At 58.4% G+C, this 23,973-nt stretch carries 27 protein-coding genes; 12 read left to right on the forward strand and 15 right to left on the reverse strand.

What is annotated here, in order from left to right; genetic code table 11:
* Nucleotides 1-207: 207 nt before the first annotated feature.
* Nucleotides 208-570: a DUF6481 family protein gene (locus BLM14_RS21885; protein WP_100001965.1), complete on the forward strand. Its 363-nt coding sequence runs from the start codon at nucleotides 208-210 to the stop codon at nucleotides 568-570.
* A gap of 69 nt (nucleotides 571-639) precedes the next feature.
* Here BLM14_RS21885 and BLM14_RS21890 read toward each other — a convergent pair whose 3' ends face one another.
* Complete coding sequence (locus BLM14_RS21890) at nucleotides 640-882, reverse strand: response regulator (protein ID WP_204252036.1); 243 nt, start codon at nucleotides 880-882, stop codon at nucleotides 640-642.
* A gap of 561 nt (nucleotides 883-1,443) precedes the next feature.
* Between BLM14_RS21890 and BLM14_RS32745 the strand changes: the two genes are divergently transcribed.
* A complete protein-coding gene (locus BLM14_RS32745) occupies nucleotides 1,444-1,554 on the forward strand; it encodes a hypothetical protein (RefSeq protein ID WP_418314263.1) in 111 nt (36 codons plus the stop codon).
* A complete protein-coding gene (locus BLM14_RS31210; protein WP_157929573.1) occupies nucleotides 1,554-1,718 on the forward strand; it encodes a hypothetical protein in 165 nt (54 codons plus the stop codon). The genes BLM14_RS32745 and BLM14_RS31210 overlap by 1 nt, the downstream gene beginning before the upstream one ends.
* 223 nt (nucleotides 1,719-1,941) lie before the next feature.
* Here BLM14_RS31210 and BLM14_RS21900 read toward each other — a convergent pair whose 3' ends face one another.
* The 12 genes from BLM14_RS21900 to BLM14_RS21960 all read right to left on the reverse strand — a co-directional run bounded on the left by BLM14_RS21900 (nucleotide 1,942) and on the right by BLM14_RS21960 (nucleotide 12,375).
* Entirely contained in the window at nucleotides 1,942-2,355 is a 414-nt protein-coding gene (locus tag BLM14_RS21900; protein WP_100001967.1) for a host attachment family protein, read from the reverse strand.
* 740 nt (nucleotides 2,356-3,095) lie between these two features.
* Nucleotides 3,096-3,455, reverse strand: a complete 360-nt coding sequence (locus BLM14_RS21910) for an aldehyde dehydrogenase family protein (protein WP_100001969.1) — start codon at nucleotides 3,453-3,455, stop codon at nucleotides 3,096-3,098.
* A gap of 99 nt (nucleotides 3,456-3,554) precedes the next feature.
* On the reverse strand, nucleotides 3,555-4,439 hold the full coding sequence (gene pcaD / locus BLM14_RS21915; protein WP_100001970.1) for a 3-oxoadipate enol-lactonase: 885 nt from the start codon (nucleotides 4,437-4,439) through the stop codon (nucleotides 3,555-3,557).
* A 3-nt stretch (nucleotides 4,440-4,442) separates the two neighbouring features.
* Nucleotides 4,443-4,721 carry a hypothetical protein gene (locus BLM14_RS21920; RefSeq protein ID WP_100001971.1) on the reverse strand — a complete coding sequence of 93 codons (279 nt, stop codon included), beginning with the start codon at nucleotides 4,719-4,721 and terminating at the stop codon, nucleotides 4,443-4,445.
* 13 nt (nucleotides 4,722-4,734) lie between these two features.
* Entirely contained in the window at nucleotides 4,735-6,066 is a 1,332-nt protein-coding gene (locus tag BLM14_RS21925; protein WP_100001972.1) for an MFS transporter, read from the reverse strand.
* A 44-nt stretch (nucleotides 6,067-6,110) separates the two neighbouring features.
* Nucleotides 6,111-6,899 carry a benzoate diol dehydrogenase BenD gene (benD, locus tag BLM14_RS21930; protein ID WP_100001973.1) on the reverse strand — a complete coding sequence of 263 codons (789 nt, stop codon included), beginning with the start codon at nucleotides 6,897-6,899 and terminating at the stop codon, nucleotides 6,111-6,113.
* Nucleotides 6,896-7,918: a benzoate 1,2-dioxygenase electron transfer component BenC gene (gene benC / locus BLM14_RS21935; RefSeq protein ID WP_100001974.1), complete on the reverse strand. Its 1,023-nt coding sequence runs from the start codon at nucleotides 7,916-7,918 to the stop codon at nucleotides 6,896-6,898. Before benC ends, benD begins: the two co-directional genes overlap by 4 nt.
* A 42-nt stretch (nucleotides 7,919-7,960) precedes the next feature.
* Nucleotides 7,961-8,449, reverse strand: coding sequence for a benzoate 1,2-dioxygenase small subunit (benB, locus tag BLM14_RS21940; protein WP_100001975.1), 489 nt, complete (start codon nucleotides 8,447-8,449; stop codon nucleotides 7,961-7,963).
* Entirely contained in the window at nucleotides 8,446-9,804 is a 1,359-nt protein-coding gene (locus tag BLM14_RS21945) for a Rieske 2Fe-2S domain-containing protein (RefSeq protein ID WP_100001976.1), read from the reverse strand. The genes benB and BLM14_RS21945 overlap by 4 nt, the downstream gene beginning before the upstream one ends.
* Nucleotides 9,805-9,912: 108 nt before the next feature.
* Nucleotides 9,913-10,851, reverse strand: a complete 939-nt coding sequence (gene catA, locus BLM14_RS21950; protein WP_100001977.1) for a catechol 1,2-dioxygenase — start codon at nucleotides 10,849-10,851, stop codon at nucleotides 9,913-9,915.
* 77 nt (nucleotides 10,852-10,928) lie between these two features.
* A complete protein-coding gene (gene catC / locus BLM14_RS21955) occupies nucleotides 10,929-11,219 on the reverse strand; it encodes a muconolactone Delta-isomerase (protein ID WP_100001978.1) in 291 nt (96 codons plus the stop codon).
* A 4-nt stretch (nucleotides 11,220-11,223) separates the two neighbouring features.
* Nucleotides 11,224-12,375 (reverse strand): muconate/chloromuconate family cycloisomerase, encoded by a 1,152-nt coding sequence (locus tag BLM14_RS21960; RefSeq protein WP_100001979.1) that lies wholly within the window; start codon nucleotides 12,373-12,375, stop codon nucleotides 11,224-11,226.
* A gap of 95 nt (nucleotides 12,376-12,470) precedes the next feature.
* Between BLM14_RS21960 and BLM14_RS21965 the strand changes: the two genes are divergently transcribed.
* The 6 genes from BLM14_RS21965 to BLM14_RS31595 all read left to right on the forward strand — a co-directional run bounded on the left by BLM14_RS21965 (nucleotide 12,471) and on the right by BLM14_RS31595 (nucleotide 18,041).
* Nucleotides 12,471-13,403 carry a LysR family transcriptional regulator gene (locus tag BLM14_RS21965; RefSeq protein ID WP_100002194.1) on the forward strand — a complete coding sequence of 311 codons (933 nt, stop codon included), beginning with the start codon at nucleotides 12,471-12,473 and terminating at the stop codon, nucleotides 13,401-13,403.
* Between the two features lie 233 nt (nucleotides 13,404-13,636).
* Nucleotides 13,637-15,247: an ISL3 family transposase gene (locus BLM14_RS21970; RefSeq protein ID WP_100001980.1), complete on the forward strand. Its 1,611-nt coding sequence runs from the start codon at nucleotides 13,637-13,639 to the stop codon at nucleotides 15,245-15,247.
* A gap of 159 nt (nucleotides 15,248-15,406) precedes the next feature.
* Complete coding sequence (locus tag BLM14_RS21975) at nucleotides 15,407-16,333, forward strand: hypothetical protein (RefSeq protein WP_133123900.1); 927 nt, start codon at nucleotides 15,407-15,409, stop codon at nucleotides 16,331-16,333.
* Between the two features lie 6 nt (nucleotides 16,334-16,339).
* Complete coding sequence (locus BLM14_RS21980) at nucleotides 16,340-16,786, forward strand: hypothetical protein (protein WP_100001982.1); 447 nt, start codon at nucleotides 16,340-16,342, stop codon at nucleotides 16,784-16,786.
* Entirely contained in the window at nucleotides 16,770-17,840 is a 1,071-nt protein-coding gene (locus BLM14_RS21985; protein ID WP_157929576.1) for a WD40 repeat domain-containing protein, read from the forward strand. The genes BLM14_RS21980 and BLM14_RS21985 overlap by 17 nt, the downstream gene beginning before the upstream one ends.
* A 27-nt stretch (nucleotides 17,841-17,867) precedes the next feature.
* Complete coding sequence (locus BLM14_RS31595; protein WP_165788394.1) at nucleotides 17,868-18,041, forward strand: hypothetical protein; 174 nt, start codon at nucleotides 17,868-17,870, stop codon at nucleotides 18,039-18,041.
* Between the two features lie 534 nt (nucleotides 18,042-18,575).
* Here BLM14_RS31595 and BLM14_RS21995 read toward each other — a convergent pair.
* Nucleotides 18,576-18,896 (reverse strand): ribbon-helix-helix domain-containing protein, encoded by a 321-nt coding sequence (locus tag BLM14_RS21995; protein ID WP_100001985.1) that lies wholly within the window; start codon nucleotides 18,894-18,896, stop codon nucleotides 18,576-18,578.
* 218 nt (nucleotides 18,897-19,114) lie between these two features.
* Between BLM14_RS21995 and BLM14_RS22000 the strand changes: the two genes are divergently transcribed.
* The 3 genes from BLM14_RS22000 to BLM14_RS22010 all read left to right on the forward strand — a co-directional run bounded on the left by BLM14_RS22000 (nucleotide 19,115) and on the right by BLM14_RS22010 (nucleotide 21,799).
* A complete protein-coding gene (locus tag BLM14_RS22000; RefSeq protein WP_100002195.1) occupies nucleotides 19,115-19,510 on the forward strand; it encodes a VOC family protein in 396 nt (131 codons plus the stop codon).
* A 95-nt stretch (nucleotides 19,511-19,605) separates the two neighbouring features.
* The gene (locus BLM14_RS22005) at nucleotides 19,606-20,181 is read left to right on the forward strand and encodes a Twin-arginine translocation pathway signal (RefSeq protein WP_100001986.1); all 576 of its coding nucleotides are present in this window, start codon (nucleotides 19,606-19,608) and stop codon (nucleotides 20,179-20,181) included.
* A gap of 46 nt (nucleotides 20,182-20,227) precedes the next feature.
* Complete coding sequence (locus BLM14_RS22010; RefSeq protein ID WP_100001987.1) at nucleotides 20,228-21,799, forward strand: GMC family oxidoreductase; 1,572 nt, start codon at nucleotides 20,228-20,230, stop codon at nucleotides 21,797-21,799.
* A 535-nt stretch (nucleotides 21,800-22,334) separates the two neighbouring features.
* Here the strand turns inward: BLM14_RS22010 and BLM14_RS22015 are convergent.
* Nucleotides 22,335-23,960 carry an ISL3 family transposase gene (locus tag BLM14_RS22015; protein ID WP_237143629.1) on the reverse strand — a complete coding sequence of 542 codons (1,626 nt, stop codon included), beginning with the start codon at nucleotides 23,958-23,960 and terminating at the stop codon, nucleotides 22,335-22,337.
* Between the last annotated feature and the right edge of the window lie 13 nt (nucleotides 23,961-23,973).

Here is a 23,973-nt window from a genome sequence, read left to right on the forward strand (position 1 = left end):
AGAGAATTGCGACTGGATAAAGAAGCTGAGGACGCAACTCACGTTGACGCCAATCCCGGTTCGAAACGTTCCGGCCGACGCTCGCTGGACCCAAACTAGTATCTGAGGTTTGGAAGTTCTTCCACGACGGTGATTTGGAATCACACGCCCTCAGATCTGCATAAAACTTGCCTCCTTTAAAAACTTACACAATAGGACGACCATCGATTGAAACATGTTCAGGACTTCGCCGATCGGCGCAATGCGGCTGCCGAGGCCAAAAAAGCCCTCCTTAAAAAGTTTGTGACTGCGCCAAAAGCCAATGATCCCCAAATGGTCGCCAAACGCACGGAGCGGGAGGCACTTTCGGCAGCCCGTGCGGCGAGGCGAGCGGAGCGAGAGCGCTTGTTCCAGGAAGAGCAAAATCGTCAGCAGGTAGAGGCAGCAGCCGTCATCGAAGCTGCCGCGGCGGAAGCCAACGCGCGGGAAGCTGATGCCAAGAACCGCATCTCCCGCGTTGTGTCAGACGAAGCCGAGCGCAAGGCTGAACGTGACCGGCGCTATGCGGCGCGCAAAGCGCGGCAAGGCTAGCGCCCGATGTCAATCTCTGGTTTCGATTTGGTCAAAATCAGTGGGAAACGCCCCGCCCAAAGGATATTATTACGCGATCAGCGGGAGATAAGACGTGTTACCATACCGACCAGTTCGGTCATTGCTAAACGGTTTCCTGAGAGAGCCGTCCCAAATATCGTGAACGCAATTGCCGGTGGAAAAGACAATCGGAACGGCGAGTGCGTCGGCTCGGCTGTTGTTACCATTCAGATTCATATCCAGCATGGCGGCGTCGAACACTTGCACGTCGATCAGGGCAATGGCCTGATCGATCGTGGCGGCCGAGGTCACGGTTTCGCATCCGAGATCGGCCAGCCCCTACACTGCCCCGAGCCAGGTTTTACACCCATGCTTTCGTGAAGATCCTCGCGGCAAGTGCGAGCGCTCTCGGTTTTCAGCGGTTACGGCGCCGGAGACCGAATCCATGAAGCGATAGGACTCATGTAGCTCGGCGTTCATCGATCCAACGCATCATGGATAGACGCGGTGAACGCATATGTGCCTTGTGCAGTCGACGTCGGCGGAACCGAAGGGCAACGGAGGCCTCATTGACGAATACTCCCTATGGGCAACGTCCGACCTGATACGGGCATGTCCTGCTTTCGTGGAGACGCGAGCACGCGAATGCTTAGCAGCATGGGGTAAGCTTCTTCTTGGCAATCTGATGCTGATCGCCAATGAGCTGCGCGGCGTATGTCGTCAACAGCACTTGCGGCATAATATATTTCTTTCTGTCCCGGCAGATCAATAAATCCTTCGGACAAAGCTCAGCCAGGCTTGCTTATAAAGCTATTTGGGCGGAAACATCTCTTGCCTGATCAGCAGGTCGAAGCGGGCAATAGATTGCTTGAGATGAAGCGGACTTTTACTCGTGGCCACTTCGGTCCATGGCTCGCCAAGGACTCTGGCATCTCTCAGGGAACTGCACACAAATACATGCGGATCGCCAAGGAGGCTGCGTGATGCCGGTCTATCGCAATGTGCGCTGCGTTCGCGACTGGATCGTCACCGCGAGGGATGCGCCTCAGATCATCCATATCGATCCGTACACCTTTGGGCATTGGATCGCGAAGGCTATATCCAGCAGACAGCCCGCAAGGGATGTTGCCGGCTCGGCTCAAACATAGATGCACATGCAGAACCCGTCAGAATCGCCCGTATCAAACCGCCACACGCGAGAGGGCAAAATCCAGCGGCCAAAGAGCTGCCGGATCGAGAATGCGCTCAGCGATGCTGCTTCATGCTGACGTTGCCGGCGCGACCAGCCCCGACAATATAGCCGATCATTAACACCATTGAGGATGGTGAGCTAAGGAACCTCAGGTTAGAAGCCCCGTCAGCATCCCCAGCTCACGCTGATGCTATAGCCTTTTCGATCTCTTGGACCGAATGCCCTGTCAGGTCTTTCGAAATCTCACCAATCAGGATTGATACAAGTTCCTTATGATAATGCTTTCGCAACTCTCCAAGAGCTTTGGGTGCTGCGATTATAACGAGGCCAGTGATCCTTCCCTTGAGCACCCGCTGATTAAGCAAGTCTGCAATTCCGGCAGCAAAATTGTCCTCGTTAGCTTGGCCTTGATCGGGATTTGCCGAACTGCTCTTGCGTCCAGCACTTGCGTTGTTTGTTTCGGTGTCGACATCGGCTTCTGCAAGAGCATTTAGTTTTGGAATTGCGTCCTCACTAACATTCTGAAAAAGATTCAACTTGCGCCCGGCATTGCTCGCGGCTATCGCCATCGTCGAGCGCGCCGGACCGGCCATACTCGAGATGCTTCACGCCTATACACTCGGCGAAAACCGCGCCCACTTCGGCAAGCTCGCCGTTCAAATGCTTGCCCAAAACTGTATGTCTGCCGATCCACAACAATTGCAGTTAATTTGATAATGACGTCGCTTGGATTCTCAAATTAACTACAGCAATCTCGCCTGAACGGCCGCATTCGTACGATTAAGTACAGCGCGACAAACAATCCCAACAACATTGGCGCTTGTTCGTTGCCGATGGGTGAACGATCAGTCGTCAGCCGCTCGGAAACACTTAACAATTTCAAGAGGATGCCTTCATGGGACATTATACTCGAATTCTCATTGTTGCACCAAATTTGAGAATTTTAGCGTACAAAATCTCATAATTGCGAGGTCTTCCTCAAAGTGTGTGGTGCTCGGCTTGAACGATCGCCCGAAAACACTTCTCCCTGCGCACACCGGACGCATCAGGTAGCTGAAATTGTTCACCTCGACGGCCTGCCAGCGCGCCTGATGAAGCATCTTGGCATTCCAGTCAGCGACGACACCATATCGCAGCAGTTTAAGCGCAATATCACCGCTGTGGCACCCAGGTAGGTGTTGAAGCTGGCCCAAGACTGTGACTTTGGGCCATTCTGGCGGATTTGGAACGCAACGAAGCTGTCGATGACCTGTCGGATCGCCCGGCTTCAGGGCGCCAGTTTGTAAAGCAAAATCACCACACACTTTGAGGAAGACCCAATTAAGTGCAGCAGTTAAGCGTGATCGGCCGCATTCTTACAGTTAAGTGCAGCGTGACAGAGCGCCTTGATGGTGAGCGTGACCTCGAACTCTGCCTTCGGCCGGATGGAGCCGGACTCGCGCACCAGCCAGTCGGCGATTTCTTCCCGGTGCTCTTCCGCTACGCGGTCGGCCGTCCGCAGGATTTCGGCGCGCCGCTCATAGGATACCGCGGCCCAGACCGGCTGCGCCAAGCGGGCTTTGGCGGCGGCAGAGGCGATCTCGGCCGGCCCAGCCATGCCGATCCGACCGAGCTTCTTGCCCGTCGCAGGCTCGATGACATCCGCGACAGCTTCGGGCGCGGTCCATTTGCCATCGAAAGTAACGCCGCTCAACTGTCGTTCCTAGAGAAGCCTGTTCGTGATGTTTCCGTTCATGGTGTTGTATCCTCCCGTAATTGTTGATGATGGTGACGCCGATCAGCGTCGTGAAGATCAAGTTTCAGTGTCGACCGCCCGCCAAGTCGGCTGAAGTACAGAAAACTCCTCCGCGCATGAATGATTTACTCGACTGTCGTCTACCGCATTGCTGTTGAAAAATTCCAGAAGTGCGGCGTTGAAGGTGTGCGCCGACTCGATGTTGACGATATGCCGGCCGGGCAACGACAGATGCCGGCCCTGTTGCACGCCGGCGGCAATGCTTTCCAGGTCGGCTGGCGGGCACACCGGGTCGTCATCGCCGGAAACCGCGAGCAGAGGGTTGGCGATCCGTTCGATACCATCGCGCAAGTCGGCCCCGGCCAGAGCGGCACAGCAGCCGATATATCCATCGATCGACGTGGCGACAAAACTGTCGAGCACCTTGCCGACGGTGCCGCCGGGTTCGACTGCGTTGAAACTCGGAGAGAACCAGCGTTCGGCGGTGGCGGCGGTCAGTGCCGCAAGACCGTTCTCCCGCACGGCGTCCATTCGCGCGGTCCAGCTTTCGGCGGTACCGATCTTCGCGGATGTCGCGCACACAGCGATACTGCCAAGGCGCTGCCCGGCATGAATGCCCAGCCACTGCCCCGTGAGGCCGCCGATAGACAGACCGCAGAAATGCACTCGCTCTATTTGCAGCGCATCGAGCAGCGCGAGCACGTCGTTGCCGAGGTCGGAGAGACCGTATGGCGGCGGTGGAGCCGACGACAGTCCGTGACCGCGACGATCATACCGCAGCATGCGGAAATGCCGCCACAGTCCGGCCACCTGCGCGTCCCACATGTGAAGGTCGGTGCCGAGCGAATTGCAGAAGATAAGCCAGGGCTTGCTTTGGCTGCCAGCCGTGTCGCCGTCGATGCGGTAATGGAGGCGATGACTGGGAAGATCGAGATAAGGCATAGGTCAAATACTCACGATCTGGACCGTCGGCAGAAGGTGCCCAGCGGCGCCGAACCCGGCGCCGACCAGGCGATCACCACCGGCACCCCATATTTTCAGGCTCGGCACGATGCCGAGCAGGCGGTTGCCGATGGCCGATTCAACAGTGCCGGGCTCCGGCCGTGCGCTGCCTGAAACAGGATGACCGGCGGTCGGGCACATGCGATCAGCGCGGATACGACACCGGCCAGAAACAGCCGGGAGAGATGCATCCGCGTAAAGATTGCCTTTCGTGCCGGTCATCGTTTCCTCTCCCCTATGCCGCGGCAAGCTGCACGGCGACGGCGCGGCGTGCGTTGCTTATCGCGAACACCAGCATCGCCAGAGCCGCGATCGCCGCAGGGATGGAGAAGATCAGAAAGTTCTGCTGGATCGGAAATTCCATCGCCAGCAGCGCGCCGCCCATGGTGGGGCCGACAATGGCACCGATGCGGCCAACGCCCGAAGCCCAGCCGAGCCCCGTGGAGCGGACGGACAGGTTATAGAGCTGGGCCACGCTGGCATAGAGCAGGATCTGCGTGCCGATGGTGGTGGCGCCCGCAACGAACACCATCAGAAACAGCAGCCCAGCGGACGGGTTGAAGCCGATCAGCGCGATCGACACGGCAGCAGCAACGAAGAAGCCGACCACCACCTTTGGCAGACCGAACCGGTCGCCCAACCGACCGCCAGCGATCGCTCCGACCATGCCGCCGAAATTGAGCGAGAATAGGCTGAGCAGGCTCGCCTTCTCGGCATAGCCGGCTTCCTGCAGCACCTTCGGCAGCCAGGACGACAGGAGATAGACGAGCAGCAGGCAGCAGAAGAAGGCGACCCACAGCATGAGTGTACGCAGCGTACGTTGGTGACGGAACAGCTCCGCGACCGACGCGGACGCGCCCTTGATTTCGGAAAAGACCAGCCTGTCGGCCTCGCCGAGGCGCGCGGAGGGATCAATCTTGGCGTAGATCCGCTTCGCCTTCTCCTGCTCGCCCTGACGGATGAGGAAGCCGAGCGATTCCGGCAGCTTCCACAGGATGACCGGCAACAGCACCAGCGGCAGCGCGGCGACGAAGAACATTGGCTTCCAGCCGAACTGCGGGATGAGGCCGATGCCGAGGCCCGCCGCGACCATGCCGCCGACCGAATAACCCGAGAACATCAGAGCCACCATTGTGCCGCGAAGGCGCTTGGGCGCATACTCGTTCATCAGCGCCACCGCATTCGGCATGAGCCCGCCGCACCCCAGACCGGCGACGAAACGGAAGATCTTGAACTCGCCCGGCGAGCTGGCGAGGCCGGTGAGCAGAGTGGACACCGTGAAGAGCACGAAGCTGATGGCGATGCCCTTCTTGCGGCCGATCCTGTCGGCCAGCGGTCCGAAAAAGAGAGCGCCGAACATCATGCCGAATAGCGCCCAGGCCTGCAGCGCGCCGGCCTGCGGCTTGCTCAGGCCCCACTCGGCGATCAGCGTCGGCAACACGGTGCCGGCGACGAACACGTCATAGCCGTCGACGATCAGCAGCAGGGCGCAGAGCCCCACTACCAACCATTGAAATCCGCCGAACGGATTGTTGTCTATAGCCTCATTCACATCGATGGTGCGCATTGTCACTCCTCCCAGAGTCGTTGTGCATTCCAATTCTCAAGTCTTCAGCCGAGATCACCTCCGGCGACGGGCAGCACGCTGCCGGTGATGTAGGACGCCTCGTCGGAGGCCAGGAACAGGATCGGCGCGGCCTGTTCGTCGATAGTCCCGTACCGCTTCATGAAGCTGGACTGCTTCACCTGATCCACGACCACGGCCATCCACGCCTTCTCTGTCTCCGTGTCGCCGGCGGCATTGCGCGGGACGCGGCGCGGCGGCGCCTCCGTCCCGCCGGGCGCCGTGGCGACCACGCGGATGTTGCGTTCCGCCAGTTCCATCGCCAGCGATTGGGTGATGGCGTTAACTCCGCCCTTGGCCGCCGAATAGGGCACGCGGTGGATGCCGCGCGTGGCGTTCGAGGAAACGTTGACAATCGTGCCGCCGCCGCGATTGAACAGGTGCGGCAGGACAGCGTGACAGCAGTAGAGCGTCGGCATCAGCGAGCGGCGGATCTCGGCATCGATCTGCTGCGGCTCGAATTCAGCATAGGGGCGCATGCGGATCGCCCCACCGACATTGTTGATCAGGATGTCGATGCCGCCGAACCGCGCCTCGGCAAACTGCATCGCTGCCGCCGCGCCTTCATAGGTTTCGAGGTCAGCCTTGAATGCCGCGGTTTCGGCATCTCGTGCCTCGGCCGCAACATCGGCGATGAAGTCGGCGCGATCGACGAAGACCACCTTGCCGCCTTCCTCTGCCGCGCGGATCGCTACGGTGCGGCCGATGCCCTGCGCGGCGCCGGTCACGACCAGCACCTTGCCGGCAAAGCGATCCGCGAAGCGCGCGGTGCTCATGCTGCCTCCTTCACGACCGCATTAGGCGTGAACTTTTCGTAGTGGAAGCTGTTCGGCTTCACGTCGTTGTCGTCGAAATGCCTGCGCACCGCATCGACCATCGGCGGCGGGCCGCAGAGATAGACGTCGACGTCGCCGCCGTTCAGCACCTCGACCGGCATGTGCTGGGTGACCCAGCCTTTGCGCGGATGGTCCGAGGCCTCCTCGGCCACCACCGTCGTGAAGCTGAAGTTGGGCAGGCGCGCTCTGTGCGCCTCGATCTCCTCGACCAGCACCAGGTCGAGATCACGCGTCACGCCATAGATCAGGTGGATGTTCTGCCGCGAATTCTCGCGCGCCAGCACTTCCAGCATCGACAGGAATGGCGCAAGCCCCGTGCCGCCGGCGAGGAACAGCAGCGGCCTCTGGACGTCGCGGAGATAGAAACTCCCCAGCGGCCCTGTGAGTTCGAGTTTCGTGCCGACCTCGGCACGCTCCAGCCAGCCGCTCATCAGCCCGCCGGGTATCTTCTTGATCAGAAAGCCGATGCGCCCTTCGCCGGGCGCCGAGCTGAACGAATAGGAGCGGCTCTGGCCGCTGCACGGCACGTCGATGTTGACGTATTGGCCGGGCAGGAAGGCAGGCGCAGCGTCCACGTCCAGCTCCAGCATGATGGCCGCATCGTTGTGCGGGCTCACGCGCGCCACTGTCGCGGAGAACTTCTGCTGCCCCGTCTTGCAGGCGACCGACGTCGTCGGCACGGCGATCACGCAATCCGAGGTCGGCTTCATCTGGCAGGTCAGCACAAGACCGCTCTCGGCCTCGTCGGCGGTCAAGGCGTCGTCGATGAAGTCGTCGCCGAGGTCGTAGCTGCCGCTCTCCGCGCGGCACTTGCAGGTCCCGCACACGCCGTCGGAACAGTCCATCGGCAGGTTGATCTTGCTGCGAAAGGCGGCATCGAGAACCTTCTCGCCGTCCTTGCACTCGATGAAACGGGTCAGCCCGTCCTCGAAGTTTAATGCGATGCTGTAGCAGGCCATGGAACTCTCCTCATTAGTCCCTGCCCCGGTCGGCGACGTCCGTCAGATGTGATAGACGTCGATGACCTGGCGGATGTAGTCGTTCTTCAGCACGATCTTCTTGCTGGCGATCAGCAGCACGTCGTCGCTCTTGCGCAGGGTGACGAACAGGGTTCCGAAGAACTGGTCGGTGACCTTGTAGCGATGGTTCAACGTGTGGAAGTTGTAGCGCACATCGACCTCGCCGCCCCGGACCGCCAACACTTCGACATTGGTCACGTTGTGGCTGGTGCGCGGTTCCGGCGTGGATGCGCCGGAACGCTCGGTCTTGATGCGGAACACGCGGTCTTCCAGTCCATCGCGGTTGGGGTAGTAGATCAGCGAGATCTGCGAGTGCGGATCCTCGGTGATCTGGTCGTCGTCGTCCCAGGCTGGCATCCAGTAGGTCACGTCGGGGGCATAGCAGGTCAGCCATTCGTCCCATTCGCGATCGTCCAGAAGGCGCGCTTCCCGGTAGAGGAAGGCACAGATGGCGTCGTAGGAGATGCTCATGCGACCACTCCTTGCTTCTCGGCCACGAGGGCATCACGCATCACCTTGGCCCAGTATTCGTGCTGGCGGACGAACAGGCCCTCGTCCTCGCTGCGCTCGCCGGACAGCAGCGGCTCGATGCCCATCCTCTTTGCGTTTTCGTCAGGACCATCGATCCAGAGCGGCGCGCCGCGCGAAAGGTCGTTCCATAGCGCAGCGGTGCCGGCATAGCCGGCCTGGCAGGCGCGGAATTCCTCCAGGTCATCGGCCGTGCCCATGCCGGAGACGTTGAAGAAGTCCTCGTACTGGCGGATGCGCAGCGCGCGGTCGGCGGCACTTTCGCCTTTGGGCGCGAAGCAGAAGATGCTGATCTCGGTCTTGTCGACGCTGATCGGGCGCGTCACGCGGATCTGCGTGCTGAACTGGTCCATCAGGAAGACGTTTGGATAGAGGCAGAGATTGCGGGTCTGGTTGACGATGAAATCCGCCTTGTCCTCGCCGACGCGTGCCTTGATCTCGTCGCGGTGGTTGTAGACCGGACGAACCTCGGGGTTCATCGTATTGGTCCACAGCAGGATGTGGCCGTTGTCAAAGCCGTAGACGCCCGCGACCGAGCGGCTCCAGCTGTTGGCGTCGACGGCCTTCGTGCCCTCCTCCTTGCGCCGGCCCATAGTGGCGGCGTAGTTCCAGTGCACGGAGCTGACGTGATAGCCGTCGCAGCCATTCTCCATCTGCAGCTTCCAGTTGCCATCGTAGATGTAGGACGAATTGCCCCGCAGCACTTCCAGCCCATTCGGCGCCTGGTCGACGATCTGGTCGATGATGACCTTCGTCTCGCTGAGATAGTCCTCGAGCGTCGCTACCTCGTCATTCAGGCTGCCGAACAGAAAGCCCCGATAGCTCTCGAACCGCGGAACGCGCTTCAGGTCGTGCGATCCTTCCTGCGCGAACTGGGGCGGATACTGGGTGGATTTCTCGTCCTTGACCTTCAGCAGTTTGCCCGTGTTAGAAAACGTCCAGCCGTGGAAGGGACAGGTGAAGCTGCCCTTGTTGCCGTGCTTGCGCCGGCACAGCATGGCGCCGCGATGGGCGCAGGCATTGATGACCGCATGCAGTTCCCCGTTTTTGTCGCGGGTGACGACAACCGGCTGACGGCCGATATAGGTCGTATAGTAGTCGTTGTTCTCAGGAATCTGGCTTTCGTGGGCCAGATAGACCCAGTTGCTTTCGAAGATGTGCTTCATCTCCAGTTCGAACAGGTCTTCGTTCGTGAAGATGTCGCGGCGGCAACGGAATATGCCGGCCTCCTTGTCGTCCTGCACGGCGGTGGCGAGCAGATGATCCAGGTCCCGGGCTTTGTCGATAATTGCAGACATGACCTTCCTCCCGCAAAGTGCGCTATGACGGGCGCAGCCTTTGCAACAATGTCGATGATGACGATGGTGTCGGAGCTGGCGGCCCGCTTGGGCCGCCGGCCTCGGCGCTTACGCGGCTGCGCGCTTGCGCTGCTCGTTGATCTGGTTGTCGACGCCATTCACCAGAGCTGTCAGGTGAATGTCGAACTCGATCTCGGCAAACGGGCCGCTCAGGCCATTGGCTTTGATGCTGGCCTCATCGGTTCGCTCGATGAGCGCCGGAACCAGACCGTCGCGCGTCGCATAAGCGAAATCGTCATTGACCAGCGGATCGCCTTCGATGTTGATCTGGGTCGTCAGCTTGCGATGGTCGTCGGCGCTGATGAACAGGTGGATATGCGCCGGGCGCTGGCCATGGCGACCGAGTGCCGACAACAACCGCTCGGTCGGGCTGCCCGGCGGCACGCCATAGCCGTGCGGCACGATGCTGCGGAACTTGTAACAGCCCCTTTCGTCCGCGACGATCGTGCGGCGCATGTTGAACGGCACCTGCTTTCCCGTCGGGTCGAATTGCGAATAGAAACCGCGGGTGTCGCAGTGCCAGACTTCGACGGTGGCCCCCGGCAACGGCTCGCCGTCGGCGCCGAAGACGGTGCCATGCATGATCAGGGTGTGGCCGTCTTCGTCGGTGCCGTCGTCGAGACGGGCAAATCCGTGTGATACGGGCGCGCCTGCCACATAGAGCGGGCCTTCGATGGTGCGCGGGGTCGGGTTTTCGATGCCGAGCGCCTCATCGATCGCGTCGAGGCGCTCGTCGAGGAAATGGTCGAGACCAAGACCGGGCGAGATCAGGCCGGCCTGGCTGGTGGCGCCGATCTCGTTGAGCCAGGCGATGCCGGTCCAGTATTCGTCGGGGGTGATGTCGAGATCATCAATGGCCTTGAACAGGTCTGACATGATCCGGTGGACGATCTGCTTGACACGCGGATTTCCGCCGTTGTTGTCGAGGCCGCTCAGGACCTTGAGAAAGTCCTGGATCTCCGGTTTGCCGAAAATTTCTACACTCATGTTGATTCCTCCACTTGGATTGCTTTGAAAGCTGGGGCCGCTTCCGTCCTCTCGGCAGCGGCGCCTACTACGGGGTGCTAGCTATCGTCGTCACGGACCGCCGAGGGATGTCGAAGCAGCGGCGTCGCCTCGATATCCATGAACCTGAACAACGGCAGCCCTGACAGAATCTCGTGCAGCTCCGCATTGTCCTTCACTTCGAAGACGCTGTAGTTCGCGTACTGGCCGGCGATGCGCCAGATGTGCCGCCATTTACCACTACGTTGCAGCTCCTGCGAATAGGCCCTTTCCCGGGCGATGATCTCGGCCGCCTCTGCCGCGGGAAGGTCATGGGGAATGTTTACATCCATCCGTACATGAAACAGCATAATCTCACCCCACCACACGCAAGCTCGAAGCGTGCTTGCCGCCCCTGCGGAAACGATCGACGGCCTCCTCGGAGAGCATCACCCCGAGGCCGGGACCCGTCGGCAATTGTAGCTCGAAGTTCTCGAAGCGGAGCGGCTCCTCTAGGAGTTCCTCGGTCAGAAGCAGGGGACCAAAGAACTCGGTGCCCCATTCCAGTTCCTTGACGGTTGCCATCAACTGCGAGGCGGCGATCGTGCCGATCGGCCCCTCCAGCATGGTGCCGCCATAAATGCCTACACCCGCGGTTTCCGCGATCGCGATCACCCGGGCGGCGGCGAACAACCCTCCCGCCTGCTCGATCTTGATCGAGAACACGTCGGCTGCCCGCGCGGTCGCCGCCTCGAGGGCGCTTTCCGGTCCAACGAGAGCCTCGTCGGCCATGATGGCAATCGGGCAATTCCGCCGCAGACGGGCGAGCGCTGCGATCCCCGGCACTGGTTGTTCGACCAGTACACAGCCCGCGTCGGCCAGAGCCTGGATCGCATTGCGCGCCTCTCGCTCCCGCCACGCCATGTTCACGTCGACCCGGATGGAGGCCAGGTCCGGCAGCGCCTTGCGGATGGCGCTCACATGGCGGATATCATCGTCAATCGACTTTACCCCGATCTTCAGCTTGAAGTCCTTGTGGCGCCGCCGGTCGAGCATGGCTTGCGCCTCATCGATGTCCTTGACGGTGTCGCCGGAGGCGAGCGTCCAGGCAATTGGAAGGCTGTCACGGCGCCGCCCACCGAGTAGTTCCGACATCGGCAGACCGAGGCGGCGCGCATGGCAATCGATGAGCGCCACCTCGACCGCGCATTTGGCGAAGTGATTTCCCTTTACCGCTTTGACGACGACGTCCATGGCAGCCTGGATGCGCGTCGCATCACGGCCGATCAGCAGCGGCGCGATATACGCGTCGATCGTCAACTTCATGCCTTCCGGACTTTCCGGCCCATAAGCGAGACCGCCGATCGTCGTCCCCTCTCCGAGCCCCTCGAAGCCGTCGGAGCAGCGGACGCGGACGATCGTGATGCTCTGCCGGTTCATGGTCACCATCGACAGCCGATGGGGCCGGATGGTGGGCAGATCGAGTATAATCGTTTCGATCGCACTGATACGGATTTCCGTAGACACCAGGCTTTCCTCCCTTGATTACGAGGAAATTAGCGCCCATTTTGAAATCAGTCCAAAACTATAAAAGTTGGATTTGATACCTGAAAGGTATAATGATGGAACTGAGGCAGCTGCGCTATTTTCTTGCCGTCGCGCGCGAGCGGAACTTCTCGCGTGCCGCGGAAATCCTGCATATCGCACAGCCGCCCCTCAGCCGGCAGATCCAGCAATTGGAAGACGAACTGGGCGTTCTGCTTATCGACCGGTCGAACCGTCCTCTCGATCTGACGGAGGCCGGCCGCTTCTTCTACGAACAGGCTGGGCAGATCATCGCCCGGACCGAGCACATGCGCGAGCAGACGCGCAAGATCGGCTTGTCCAAACGAGAGCGTTACGTCATCGGCTGCGTCGGTTCGACCCTTTATGGCGGCATGCCGGACCTCGTCCGCCGCATGCGCCAGCGCTGGCCGGAACTCGACATCGAGATCCGCGAAATGATGTCGACCGAGCAGGTCATCGCTCTCAAGGAAAGGCGGATCGATCTGGGTTTCGGCAGGGTTCGCTTCAACGATCGGGAGGTCGAGAGGCTGACGCTTCGAGAGGAACGACTGGTCGTCGCTTTCCCCAAGGGACATCCGAAATCGCTCTCCACCGAGCCGATCGCGCTTGCCGAACTGGAGGGTGAGCCGCTCATCGTCTACCCGTCGGCTCCGCGCCCGAGCTTTGCCGACGAGATCCTCAACATGTTGAGCGAGCAAGGCATTTCTCCTGGCAGCGTGGAAGAGGTCCGTGAAATCCAGACCGCATTGGGTATCGTGGCGGCCGGGGTGAGCTTGTGCATCATTCCCGCGGCGTCGCAGCGGCAAAGACCCGACGACGTGTGCTACCGCACCATAAAGGACGAGAACGCCACGTCGCCGGTCATCATGAGCTTCAGGCGCGACGATGCGAAGGGAAGGATCGAAGAGATCAAGCAGATCATTCGCAAGATGTACGCCGACAATCCGCCTTGGCTGCAGCTATCCAACGTACAACTCGACGGAGCGTGAGGTCCCTCGCATTCGCGGCTGCACCGAAAGCCGGCATCCAAGACTGGCGCTCCAGCTCTTCGCACCTTTGCGCAAAGCAGGAATTCCCCGGAGATCCGTTTTCGGCCACGATTTACCAATGACCGCCTTCGCAGATTTCGAACTGGTGACAGCTGTCGATTTACACTTGAAACGGTTCTTCCTCAATTTCTGTGGTTAACAGAGTGTTAGCGCCGCGCTTGCTATCTGCGGGGATGCGAACGCAATTGAAATGGTCACCCGGCCCAGGGGTCAAAGTTCTGGGTATCACCCTTCAAGATGAAGAAAACTGGGTTGTTTCTGCCGCTGCGAAACCTGTCGGTATCTGCCCGGATTGCGGAAGGCGAAGCCGGCACCGGCACGGCTGGCACAACCGCCGCCTCCAGGACTTGCCTGTTCAGGGTCAAGTTGTGAAAATCAAACTCGCACTGAACCGGTGGCAGTGTAGGCACCGGAAATGCGGGCGACGAACCTTCACCGACAGGTTGCCCGAGATTGCTTCACCCTACACGCGACGAACTGAACGGATGGATGAGATTGTACGCTTGATTGGCCACAAGATGGGCGGTCGCCCGGGTGAATACTTGATGCATCGGCTCGGCATGCCGGTCAGTGACGACACGATCTTGCGGCAATTGAAGCGCAATAATCCGGCGTCCATGCAAAAAGACAATATTCGGGTTGTGGGCATTGATGATTGGAGCTGGCGGCATTCCTCGCGGTACGGCACGATCATGGTCGATCTTGAGCGTCAATCGGTCGTCGATGTTCTGGACGACCGCAGCGTTGAGAGCGCAAAAGCATGGTTGCAAGAACGTCCGACGATCGAAGTTGTTAGCCGAGATCGCTGTGGCCTGTATGCCCAGGCAGCCCGGGAGGGCGCACCGCAGGCCCGCCAGGTGGCTGACCGTTTTCATCTGGTCCAAAATCTCAGGGCGGCGATCAAAGAACAGATGAGCGTTTATGGCCACGCCCATGTTAGACCCATTCTCTCCGAAGATGCGATCGCCAGCGCTACGGCACAACACCGCCGAGCCCGCTTGCAGCACAGACAATCCCGTCAGGAAATATTTGCCACGCTTCAAGCTTTGCGCCAGCAGGGCCTCACCTACAGCGAGATTGCAAGGCGGACCGGATACGAGCGCCGCAGCATCGCGAATTGGCTCACTTCTAACGCACCTCGAGACAGAAACCGGGCAGCATTGAATCCGACATCGCCGTTGTATTTTGAAACTTTTCTGGCTGAATGCTGGAAGAATGGAAACCGCATTGGGCGCCATCTATTTCACGATATCAAGAACCGCGGCTACACGGGCAGTCGTTCCAATCTGGAGCGCCTGTTGAAGGTGTGGCGTGAAGCCGAAAACATCCAACCCGACGACCCGCTTCCAGATGTGCATGTTTTAGAACCTGTCCGCGATCCTGATACCGGCCATGTGATCTCGTCTGTGGTGGCCGCAGCTTTGTGCATAAAACCGCGCGGCCTGCTGACAGATCTTCAGACCAGAAAGGTCAATGCTTTGAAGCAGGGCTCGACAGTGTTCGCCATAATGCGTGACTTGGCCATGCGCTTCAACGGCATCTTGCGCAGCAGGAATTCGGAGGCACTGGATGAATGGATCGACGAACTCACGGCGATCATGCGTTTCGCCAGCGTTTTGCGCCGGGATATTGATGCCGTCAAAAATGCAATCGAACTCCCTTGGAGCAACGGTCAAGCCGAAGGGCAGATCAACCGCCTCAAGATGCTGAAGCGAGCAATGTACGGTCGCGCCGGCCCAGAACTGATAAGGGCAAGAATGCTGCCGCTGAATCACAGAAATTGAGGATGAACCTTCAATCATGAGAATGCCGAGTCAATGATTTCAAATGGTTATCCTTGTACATAATTTGATAATTTGTACTTAACTTGGAGAGTGGAAGGAACCGTGGGGTAATGAATAGGCCGTAGACCCATGCCGTCTTTTGAACGGAGCAGACGGTGGATGGGCAAAGTAGTTATGTGGACAGTGCGGTTGGAGGCGACCGATGCGGAAGGGAGGGTTGTGGAAATGTCGGAGATCGCGTCAATAAGCCGTGATCTCAAAAAGCCGACAGGTGCAGATTTCGGCTTGAAGCTGTCGGAGGGCAAGGCCGTTCTGGAACGGCTGCAAACGCGGATAACGCAGCGACAGGTCGACGATGCCTCAGCCATGAGTCGATGCTGCATGGGGTGTGGATCACGGCGTCCGATACATGACTACCAGACACGAACGACCCAGACGCTCTTCGGAAAAACCGTCGTCAGGCTCCCTCGATTCCGGTGCTGCGAGTGTCAGAGTGGCAGACCAAGATTCAACATCCGCTGCGCTCTCGATCACCTTCTGCCGGGGCGCACGACGCCAGAGCTCGACAATGTTCTCGCCGAACTGGGCGCGCGGCATTCATTCCGCGAGGCAGCGCGAATTCTCAACCTGTTCCTGCCCACAAGCGGGATGAGCAACCACACCGCGATCCGATCACGTCTTGGCAAAGTGGCTGATCAGATCGAGGTTCGTGACAACAAGGCGCCATACCGAATGAGCCGCGCCACGAAAGGCCCGGTCTCGGTGTTCATTGACGGCACATATGTCCGAGCGGTTCCGGGGTTCCAGACGCGTCATTTCGAGGTCGTCATGGGGCGCCTCGAGGCGTCCGGTCGTCGCCCCTCGCATTTCGCAACGATGCCAAACGTCAAGACTGCGCGACACCAGACAATCCGCGCCTGCTTGAGGACGCAAGGCTGGCTGCCAGGACGCGAGATTGTTGTGTTCAGCGATGGTGATCCGTCGCTGGCCGATGCGGTCCGGCATGCGGCCAACTCCGACGCGGTGCACATTCTAGACTGGTTTCACGTATCGATGCGCGTTCAGCACCCTCGGCAATGTTGCTGATCGCTGGTGAAGGCGGACGAAGCCGGTCAGTTCGAGTTCCAGTTTGCTGCCCGCGATCTCGATCAAATGCGTGCGAAGTTATGGTGCGGAAAAGTCACGACAGCACGCTGGCTGCTCTGTGCGGCGGCTGGCGAGCTGCGCCGCGTGGATCGCAAACGGCATTCCCGACGTGTCGTCGCGAAGATCAATCGCCTGGCACAAATGATCATCGAATTCGACAGGTATCTGGAAATCAACCAGCCGTCCATGCCGAACTACGCCAAGCGGTCGCTGCAGGGACTGCCCGTGTCGAGTTCGCGTGCCGAATCATCCGCAAATGCCCTGGTCAACAGGCGCATGAACAAACGTCGACAAATGCGATGGTCACCACAGGGCGCGCAGCGCGTACTTCAGACGAGAGTAGCTGTGCTCGATGGACGATTGCAGGACGGTCGGCTTGCTCTCGCTGCCTAACCCCACGGTTCCTGCCACTCTCGACGGCACAATTCTGGCAATCATCTGTCTGGAGGGTGCGATCGCCCTCGCTCGGATTGCGGACAATGAGCCGCCAGAGTCCCGGCTAAGAGTCAGTATCGATGTCGGCCAGGCAACGATCCACCCACGAAGAGACAAACCCGCACCACTGATCACTACTGCTGGAGCGCCACATCGAGCAGCAGCATTCGCATCCTATATGGAGTCCAATTTTCTTTTGGGAACGGAGGAAGGAGATGTGATCCGCCTGACCCACGATGGCGCAATCGCCGAAACACTCGTCAAGACCACCAATCCTATCGTTTCGGTCGATCATTGCATGCGAACCGGGATGACGGCAGCGGTTGACAGTGACCACGTGTATCTCAAACGAATTGGCGCTGACGCTCTCAAGCACAGGGACGTCGAGAATTCCCACCTTGAAATCGTTTCGCTCTCAAAGGACGGCGACTGGATCGCGTTGGCAGCCGCCGACCGGCTGTCCATCTCGCGGCTCGATGATTCCGTTACCTCTCGGCGCGAAATTTTTCTGCCGTCGGTTCCTGTTTCCGTTCAATGGAGTGATGACGACCGTTGGCTGGCGTGCGGCCTTCAATCCGGCGGTTTCTGTTTGGTCGACGTGGCCGAAGATCGATCCAGCATCGTGACTGACTTCCCCGGCCCTGTATCTACTGTAGCGTGGAGCATGTCCGCCAACGCGCTTGTAGCCTCCGGAGCCTTCCGCATCGCCGCCTGGTCAATGGAGTCGCCGCCGCTCGACGGGGATACTGCCGGGGCCTTGGCAACAGGTCGTGCCGGCTTTGTTGCGGTCGAAGCTGTAGCGGCCCACCCGACGAATAATCTCGTCGCCGCAGGCTACGCCAATGGCCAGATCGTTGTCTCGCGGATCGGCGCACCTGACCAACTTTTGGTAAGACCCTCGGGTGCGTCGGTAACCGCCCTCACCTGGTCTGCCGATGGCAAGCATCTGGCAGTTGGAGATGCCGACGGGAATGCTGCGATTGTCACCTTTCCCGCTCAGTTATTCAAATGAGGTACTTAGGCAACAATGGAGGATATGATGCAAACCGAACTTACCGCCGAGGAGAAAAGCAAGGACGATTTTTTTGACCGACTCGCCAGACTGTCCGAGGAGATGATCGCCAAGCACGGAAAGGACTTCAGCATGGGAGCGCTGGTACTTGCTGCACGCTGGATCGCTGAGGACCGGATCGGCAAAGCGAAACCAAGTTGATGCTGTGCGGCTAGTGCGCATGAGGTGTGGCGTTATCTGAAACTGGGCGTGACGGCGGGTTCATCGGATTTCACGCGTGGACTGCGGTCACGGCTTTCCATTCCGCCATGGCTTTGAGATGATTTAGGTGAATTTGGTATCGGCGTTGGCGAGCCGACGCATCATGAAACTGGTGCGAAACTTTTACGCCAGCAGCCTTGTAAACAGATCGAAGCACTGAATCGCCCATTACGCCAACCAAATGTTTCTGGCGGTAGATCTGCGCCGAACCGACAATGCTTTCCTTAAAGATGAATTGCTTTGATCCCAAGGCATCGTAAACTTTTCGCCCGGATAGTTATAAACTAATTTTTACGTCGGATTCATTTTCATCGAGAGTATCTTTCTTACGATGACGTCGCACTGCTCCAAGTCGCGCACGATTCTGTTTCAATCGGGCGAAGTGTCAGAGCTGGAGTGATCATGGACGCCAAACCGGAATAGTGCGCGACTAAGGCCGCAAAGCATGAACCAGCGAATGATTCGAAGCCGTCGTTACGCGGCCCTTTCTCCAACCAGCGCCCCACTGTTGGCTGACGCTATTTCCGGCGAAGCCTGTGCTCCACGCAAATAGAGCGCGCAGGTTGTACGAAGCATGGAGGCGAAATTGGGTATTTCCCCTTGCGCCTGTAGCGCTTCATCGTAGAGCGTCGAGATGAAGCGCGGAGTCGTCATATTCTGGCTTTCGGCAATCTCATCCAGCAATTTCCAGAAAGTTGCCTCCAGTTGAATGCTGGTCGAATGCCCGGCAATGCGCACAGAACGGTTGATCTGCCGATAGCCTTGCGGATCCTGTTCTGCAAATACCTTACACATTCCAAGAACCTCCCTTCTTATCCTCCACGATGCTCGCTACCTGCGCGTGAAGGTGTATTTTGCGCGCTGGTGCACCATGGGCAAAAATTATTCCGCTCATAAGGCGGTGTGGTAGCCGATTGCCACCACTTCTCTTCTCCCGGGCCCATAATCACCGACAAGTCCTGACACTGCAACCTTAGTTTTAGGGCAGCCCATCAATAGTTATGGAGGCGCTTTTGGCAAAAGCCATTCATTCGATGATCCGTGTTCTCGATGAGGAGAAATCCAGATCATTTTACCTGTCCGCATTCCGCCTTGAAGTAGCGGACCGGCTCGACTTCGATACCTTCACGCTTGTCTATTTGCGTAACGACGAAACCGATTTCGAGCTCGAACTCACCGTTAACAAAGGACGCACGGAGCCGTACCATCTCGGCGATGGTTACGGTCATCTGGCTGTTAGCGTCGATGATCTCGACAAAGAACATGCCCGGTTGAAAGCCGAGCAATTCAAGGTCCGCGATATCGTCGAGTTCAAGCGCGACGACGCCATGCTGGCGCGCTTCTTTTTCATCGAGGATCCGGACGGTTACAAGATCGAAGTATTGCAGCGACAAGGCCGGTACATGTGACCGGCTAAACGGCGTTGGAGGAACGCCGTTTAGCCAGCAAGGGCATCGTGCGGATTTCCCGCCGGAATGCCGATAGCAAGCAAGGGAGGAACTCAATGGTTACCATATTCAACCGCAATCCGGTCTCGCAGGACACGCCTGATCCCGCCCTGCGCAAGGGAATGTCACGGCGCGATGTGCTGAAAAGAGGCGGTACAGCCAGCCTTGGTGCCATTCTCATCATCAGCGGCAGCTCCATCATCCATCCGCAATTTGCATGGGGCCTCGAGACATCCAATCTCAAGCCCGAAACGATGGCGACGCTGATCCAGTTGGCGCGCGACATCTATCCGCATGACCATATCCCGGACCGCTTCTACGCTATCGCGGTCAAACCCTACGACGCCAAGGCAGGTGAAGACCCGAAGCAGAAAAAAATGATCGAGGACGGAATTACCGATTTGGACAAGCGAGTCGGCAAAGGCGGCTATCTTGGCCTTGGCTGGGAAGATGACCGGCTCGCCATCCTGCGAAAAATCGAGGACACACCATTCTTCCAGACTGTCCGAGGGGGACTCGTGACTGGACTCTACAATCAAGAGGAGGTCTGGCCGCTCTTTGGTTACGAGGGCGAATCTTTCTCCAAGGGTGGTTACATCGCACGCGGCTTCAGCGACATCGAGTGGCTCTGAACCGTACGCGCAATCAAGAATCTTTTTTGGCTAATGGGAGGAAACCATGGCTGCACCTTATGATCTAAAGGACGACAGTGTCGTCGTTGTCATCGGCTCCGGCGCGGGCGGTGGAACTCTCGGCAATGAGCTCGCACAGAAGGGCATCGACGTCGTTATTCTCGAAGCTGGCGCACGCCACGAATATGATGACTTCATCAACAACGAATGGGAGAGTTTCGGCCAACTTGCCTGGGTCGACAAACGCACCACTTCCGGTGACTGGCGCGTTGCCAAGGATTTCCCCACTCTTCCAGCCTGGATCGTCAAATCCGTTGGCGGTTCCACGACTCACTGGGCTGGCGCATCCCTGCGCTTTCAGGACCATGAATTCCAGGCCTTGACTCATTACGGCAAGGTCAAGGGCGCCAACCTGCTCGACTGGCCGATCACCTTGGCGGAAATGGAGCCCTACTACGCCAAGGCAGAAGAAAAAATGGGCGTTACCCGCACAAACGGCATCGCAGGTCTGCCTGGCAATAATAATTTCAAGGTCCTCAAGGCCGGTGCAGACAAGCTCGGCTACAAGGAATGCCATACTGGGAACATGGCCATCAACTCCGCCGACCGCGATGACCGAATGTCGTGCCAACAGACCGGCTTCTGCTTTCAGGGCTGCAAATGGGGTGCAAAATGGTCAACGCTCTATACGGAAATTCCGAAGGGCGAAAAAACAGGCAAGCTCGAAGTCCGTCCAAATTCGATGGTGCAGAAGATCGAGCACGACAAGAGCGGCAAGGTTAATGGCGTTCTCTACGTCGACAAGGACGGCAAGCAGCAATTGCAGAAAGCACGAGTCGTTGCCGTAGCCGGCAACTCGATCGAGAGCCCTCGCCTGCTGCTAAACTCCGAGTCGAACATGTTTCCGGATGGGCTGGCTAACTCCTCCGGCCAGGTCGGCCGCAACTATATGCGCCATACGACTGGTTCGGTGTACGCGACCTTCGAAAAGCCCGTGCATATGTATCGCGGCACGACCATGGCCGGCATCATCCGTGATGAAGCGCGTCATGATCCGTCTCGAGGCTTTGTGGGCGGTTATGAGATGGAAACCCTGTCGCTCGGCCTGCCGTTCATGGCTGCATTCCTCGATCCAGGCGGCTGGGGACGCTCCTTCACATCGGCGCTCGATCAGTACGTCAATATGGCCGGTCTGTGGATTGTCGGCGAGGACATGCCGCAGGAAGACAACCGCATCACACTGCACAAGGATGAAAAGGACAAGTACGGCCTGCCCATCGCCAATGTAAACTTCAGCGATCATCCGAACGACGTCGCCATGCGTGACCACGCGTACCAGCAAGGCCAGGCCCTATATCATGCGGTAGGCGCGACCCGGACCTTCCCAACGCCACCCTATCCTTCGACGCATAATCTCGGAACCAACCGCATGAGCGAGAAAGCGAAGGATGGCGTGGTCAACAAGTATGGTCAGAGCCACGACATCCAGAACCTCTTTGTGTCGGATGGCAGCCAGTTCACCACTGGTGGTGCGGAAAATCCTACTCTCACCATCGTTAGCCTTTCCATACGGCAGGCTGACTACATTGCAAAGGAGATGGCAGCGAAGACGATCTAACGTGCGGTCAGCTCCGGCCCAGCGCTGACCGCACGACTATGTCATTGACGCAATTTTCCAACCGAGATTGCGTCATTGGCGTATGTAATTGAGATGTCGATTTCTAGAACAGCTTACTACCGGTAGGCAAGGATTTGTTGATGCACAACGAATTGCCCTGGAACCGTTAAATCGAAATCAAGATGACATTACGGGCTGGCTCCGTGCACGCCATACCTGCGGCTTGGTTGTCCCCAATGCTTCCAGTGTTCTCGCTTTGCGAACGTCTCATCGAAGTTTGATACGCATGGCTGCATTTCTTGAAGATGTCTACACCTACAGTTGCAGGTAACCGTGCCCATTTTTCATGGCCTGCTATGACGCTATAACCTGTTCACTGCCGCAGGGGCATGCGAAGAACTGAATGCCTCATCCTTGCGCAAGGAATTGATAATGGCTGCGATCGTCTCGGTACCGGGTTTAACCGGTTTTGTCGCAAACGCTTCCGTAAGGGAAGGTGATCTATGTGTCGCACTGCACGCAATTAGGTTCTTCCTCAATTTCTGTGATTAAATGGCAGCATTCGCGCCCTCATAAGTTCTGGGCCGGCCCTGCCATACATGGCTCGCTTCAATGTCTTGAGACGATTGATCTGTCCTTCGGCCTGTCCGTTGCTCCAAAGGAGCTCGATTGCATTCTTGATGGCATCGATATCCCTGCGTAAAACACTGGCGAAACGCATGATTGCGATGAGATTGGTTTCGATGGCATCGTCAATCCATTCATCCAGCGCACTGGCATTTCTACTACGCAAGATGCCGCTGAAGCGCATGGCCAAGCTCCGCATCTTGGCGAACGGCTCTGAGCCCTTCTTCAAGGCATCGACTTTTCTCGCTTGCCGGTTGGTCAGCAGGCCGCGCGGCTTTATGCACAAAGCTGCGGCAATAACGGAAGAAATTACATGGCCGGTATCAGGATCACGAACCGGTTCTAGAGCGCGCTCTTCCGTGGAAATATCGTCCGGCTGCCCCTTTTCGGCGTCGCGCCAAACCTTCAACAAGCGCTCCAGATTGGAACGACTGCCCGTGTAGCCGCGGTTCTTGATGTCGTAGAAGAGATGACGTCCGATGCGGTTTCCATCCTTCCAGCATCCAGCCAGGAAAGCTTCAAAGTACAGTGGCGATGTCGGGTTCAATGCTGCCCGGCTCCTGTCCCGGGGTGCATTGGAAGTAAGCCAATTCGCGATGCTGCGGCGTTCATATCCGGTCCGTCTCGAAATCTCACTGTAAGAGAGACCCTGTTGGCGCAGTGCGTGAAGCATCTCGAAGATGTCCTGACGGGACTGCCTGTGCGCCATGCGGGCGCGGCGGCGCTGTGCAGTGGAGCTAACAATAGCATCTTCTGACAAAATCGGCCTAACATGAGCGTGGCCGTAAAAGCTCATTTGTTCCTTGATCGCTGCCCTAAGATTTTGGACCAGATGAAACCGATCGGCCACCTGCCGGGCCTGCGGAGCACCCTCTCTGGCGGCCTGAGCATACAGGCCGCAGCGATCTCGGCTGATGACCTCGATAGCAGGGCGTTCTTGCAACCATGCTTTTGCGCTCTCAACGCTGCGGTCGTCCAGAACATCGACAACCGATCGTCGCTCGAGATCGACCATAATAGTGCCGTAGCGCGTAGCGTGCCGCCAGCTCCAATCATCAATGCCCACAACTCGGATATTGTCGGCTTGTCTGCAGGCCAGAGCGTCGCGCTTCAATTGTCGCAAGATCGTGTCGTCGCTGACCGGCATGCCGAGCCGATGCATCAAGCACTCACCCGGGCGACCGCCCATGCTGTGGCCAATCAAGCCGACAATCTCATCCATCCTTGCTGTTCGGCGCGTGTAGGGTAAAGCAATCTTGGGCAACCGGTCTGCGAAGGTTCGCCGCCGGCATTTCCGGTGTCTGCACTGCCATCGATTCAGTGTGAGCTTAATTTTCACGACTTGGCCCTGAACGGGCAAGTCCTGGAGGCTGCGGTTGTGCCAGCCGTGCCGGTAACGGCTTCGCGTTCCACAATCCGGGCAGACTCCGATTGGTTTCGCAGCGGCGGAAACAACCCAGTTTCCTTCATCTTGAATAGTGATACCCAGAACTCTGACCCCTGGGCCGGGCGTCCATTTCGATTTCGTTCGCATAAACGCAGATAGC

Source organism: Phyllobacterium zundukense (assembly GCF_002764115.1).
GTDB classification, from domain to species: Bacteria; Pseudomonadota; Alphaproteobacteria; order Rhizobiales; family Rhizobiaceae; genus Phyllobacterium; species Phyllobacterium zundukense.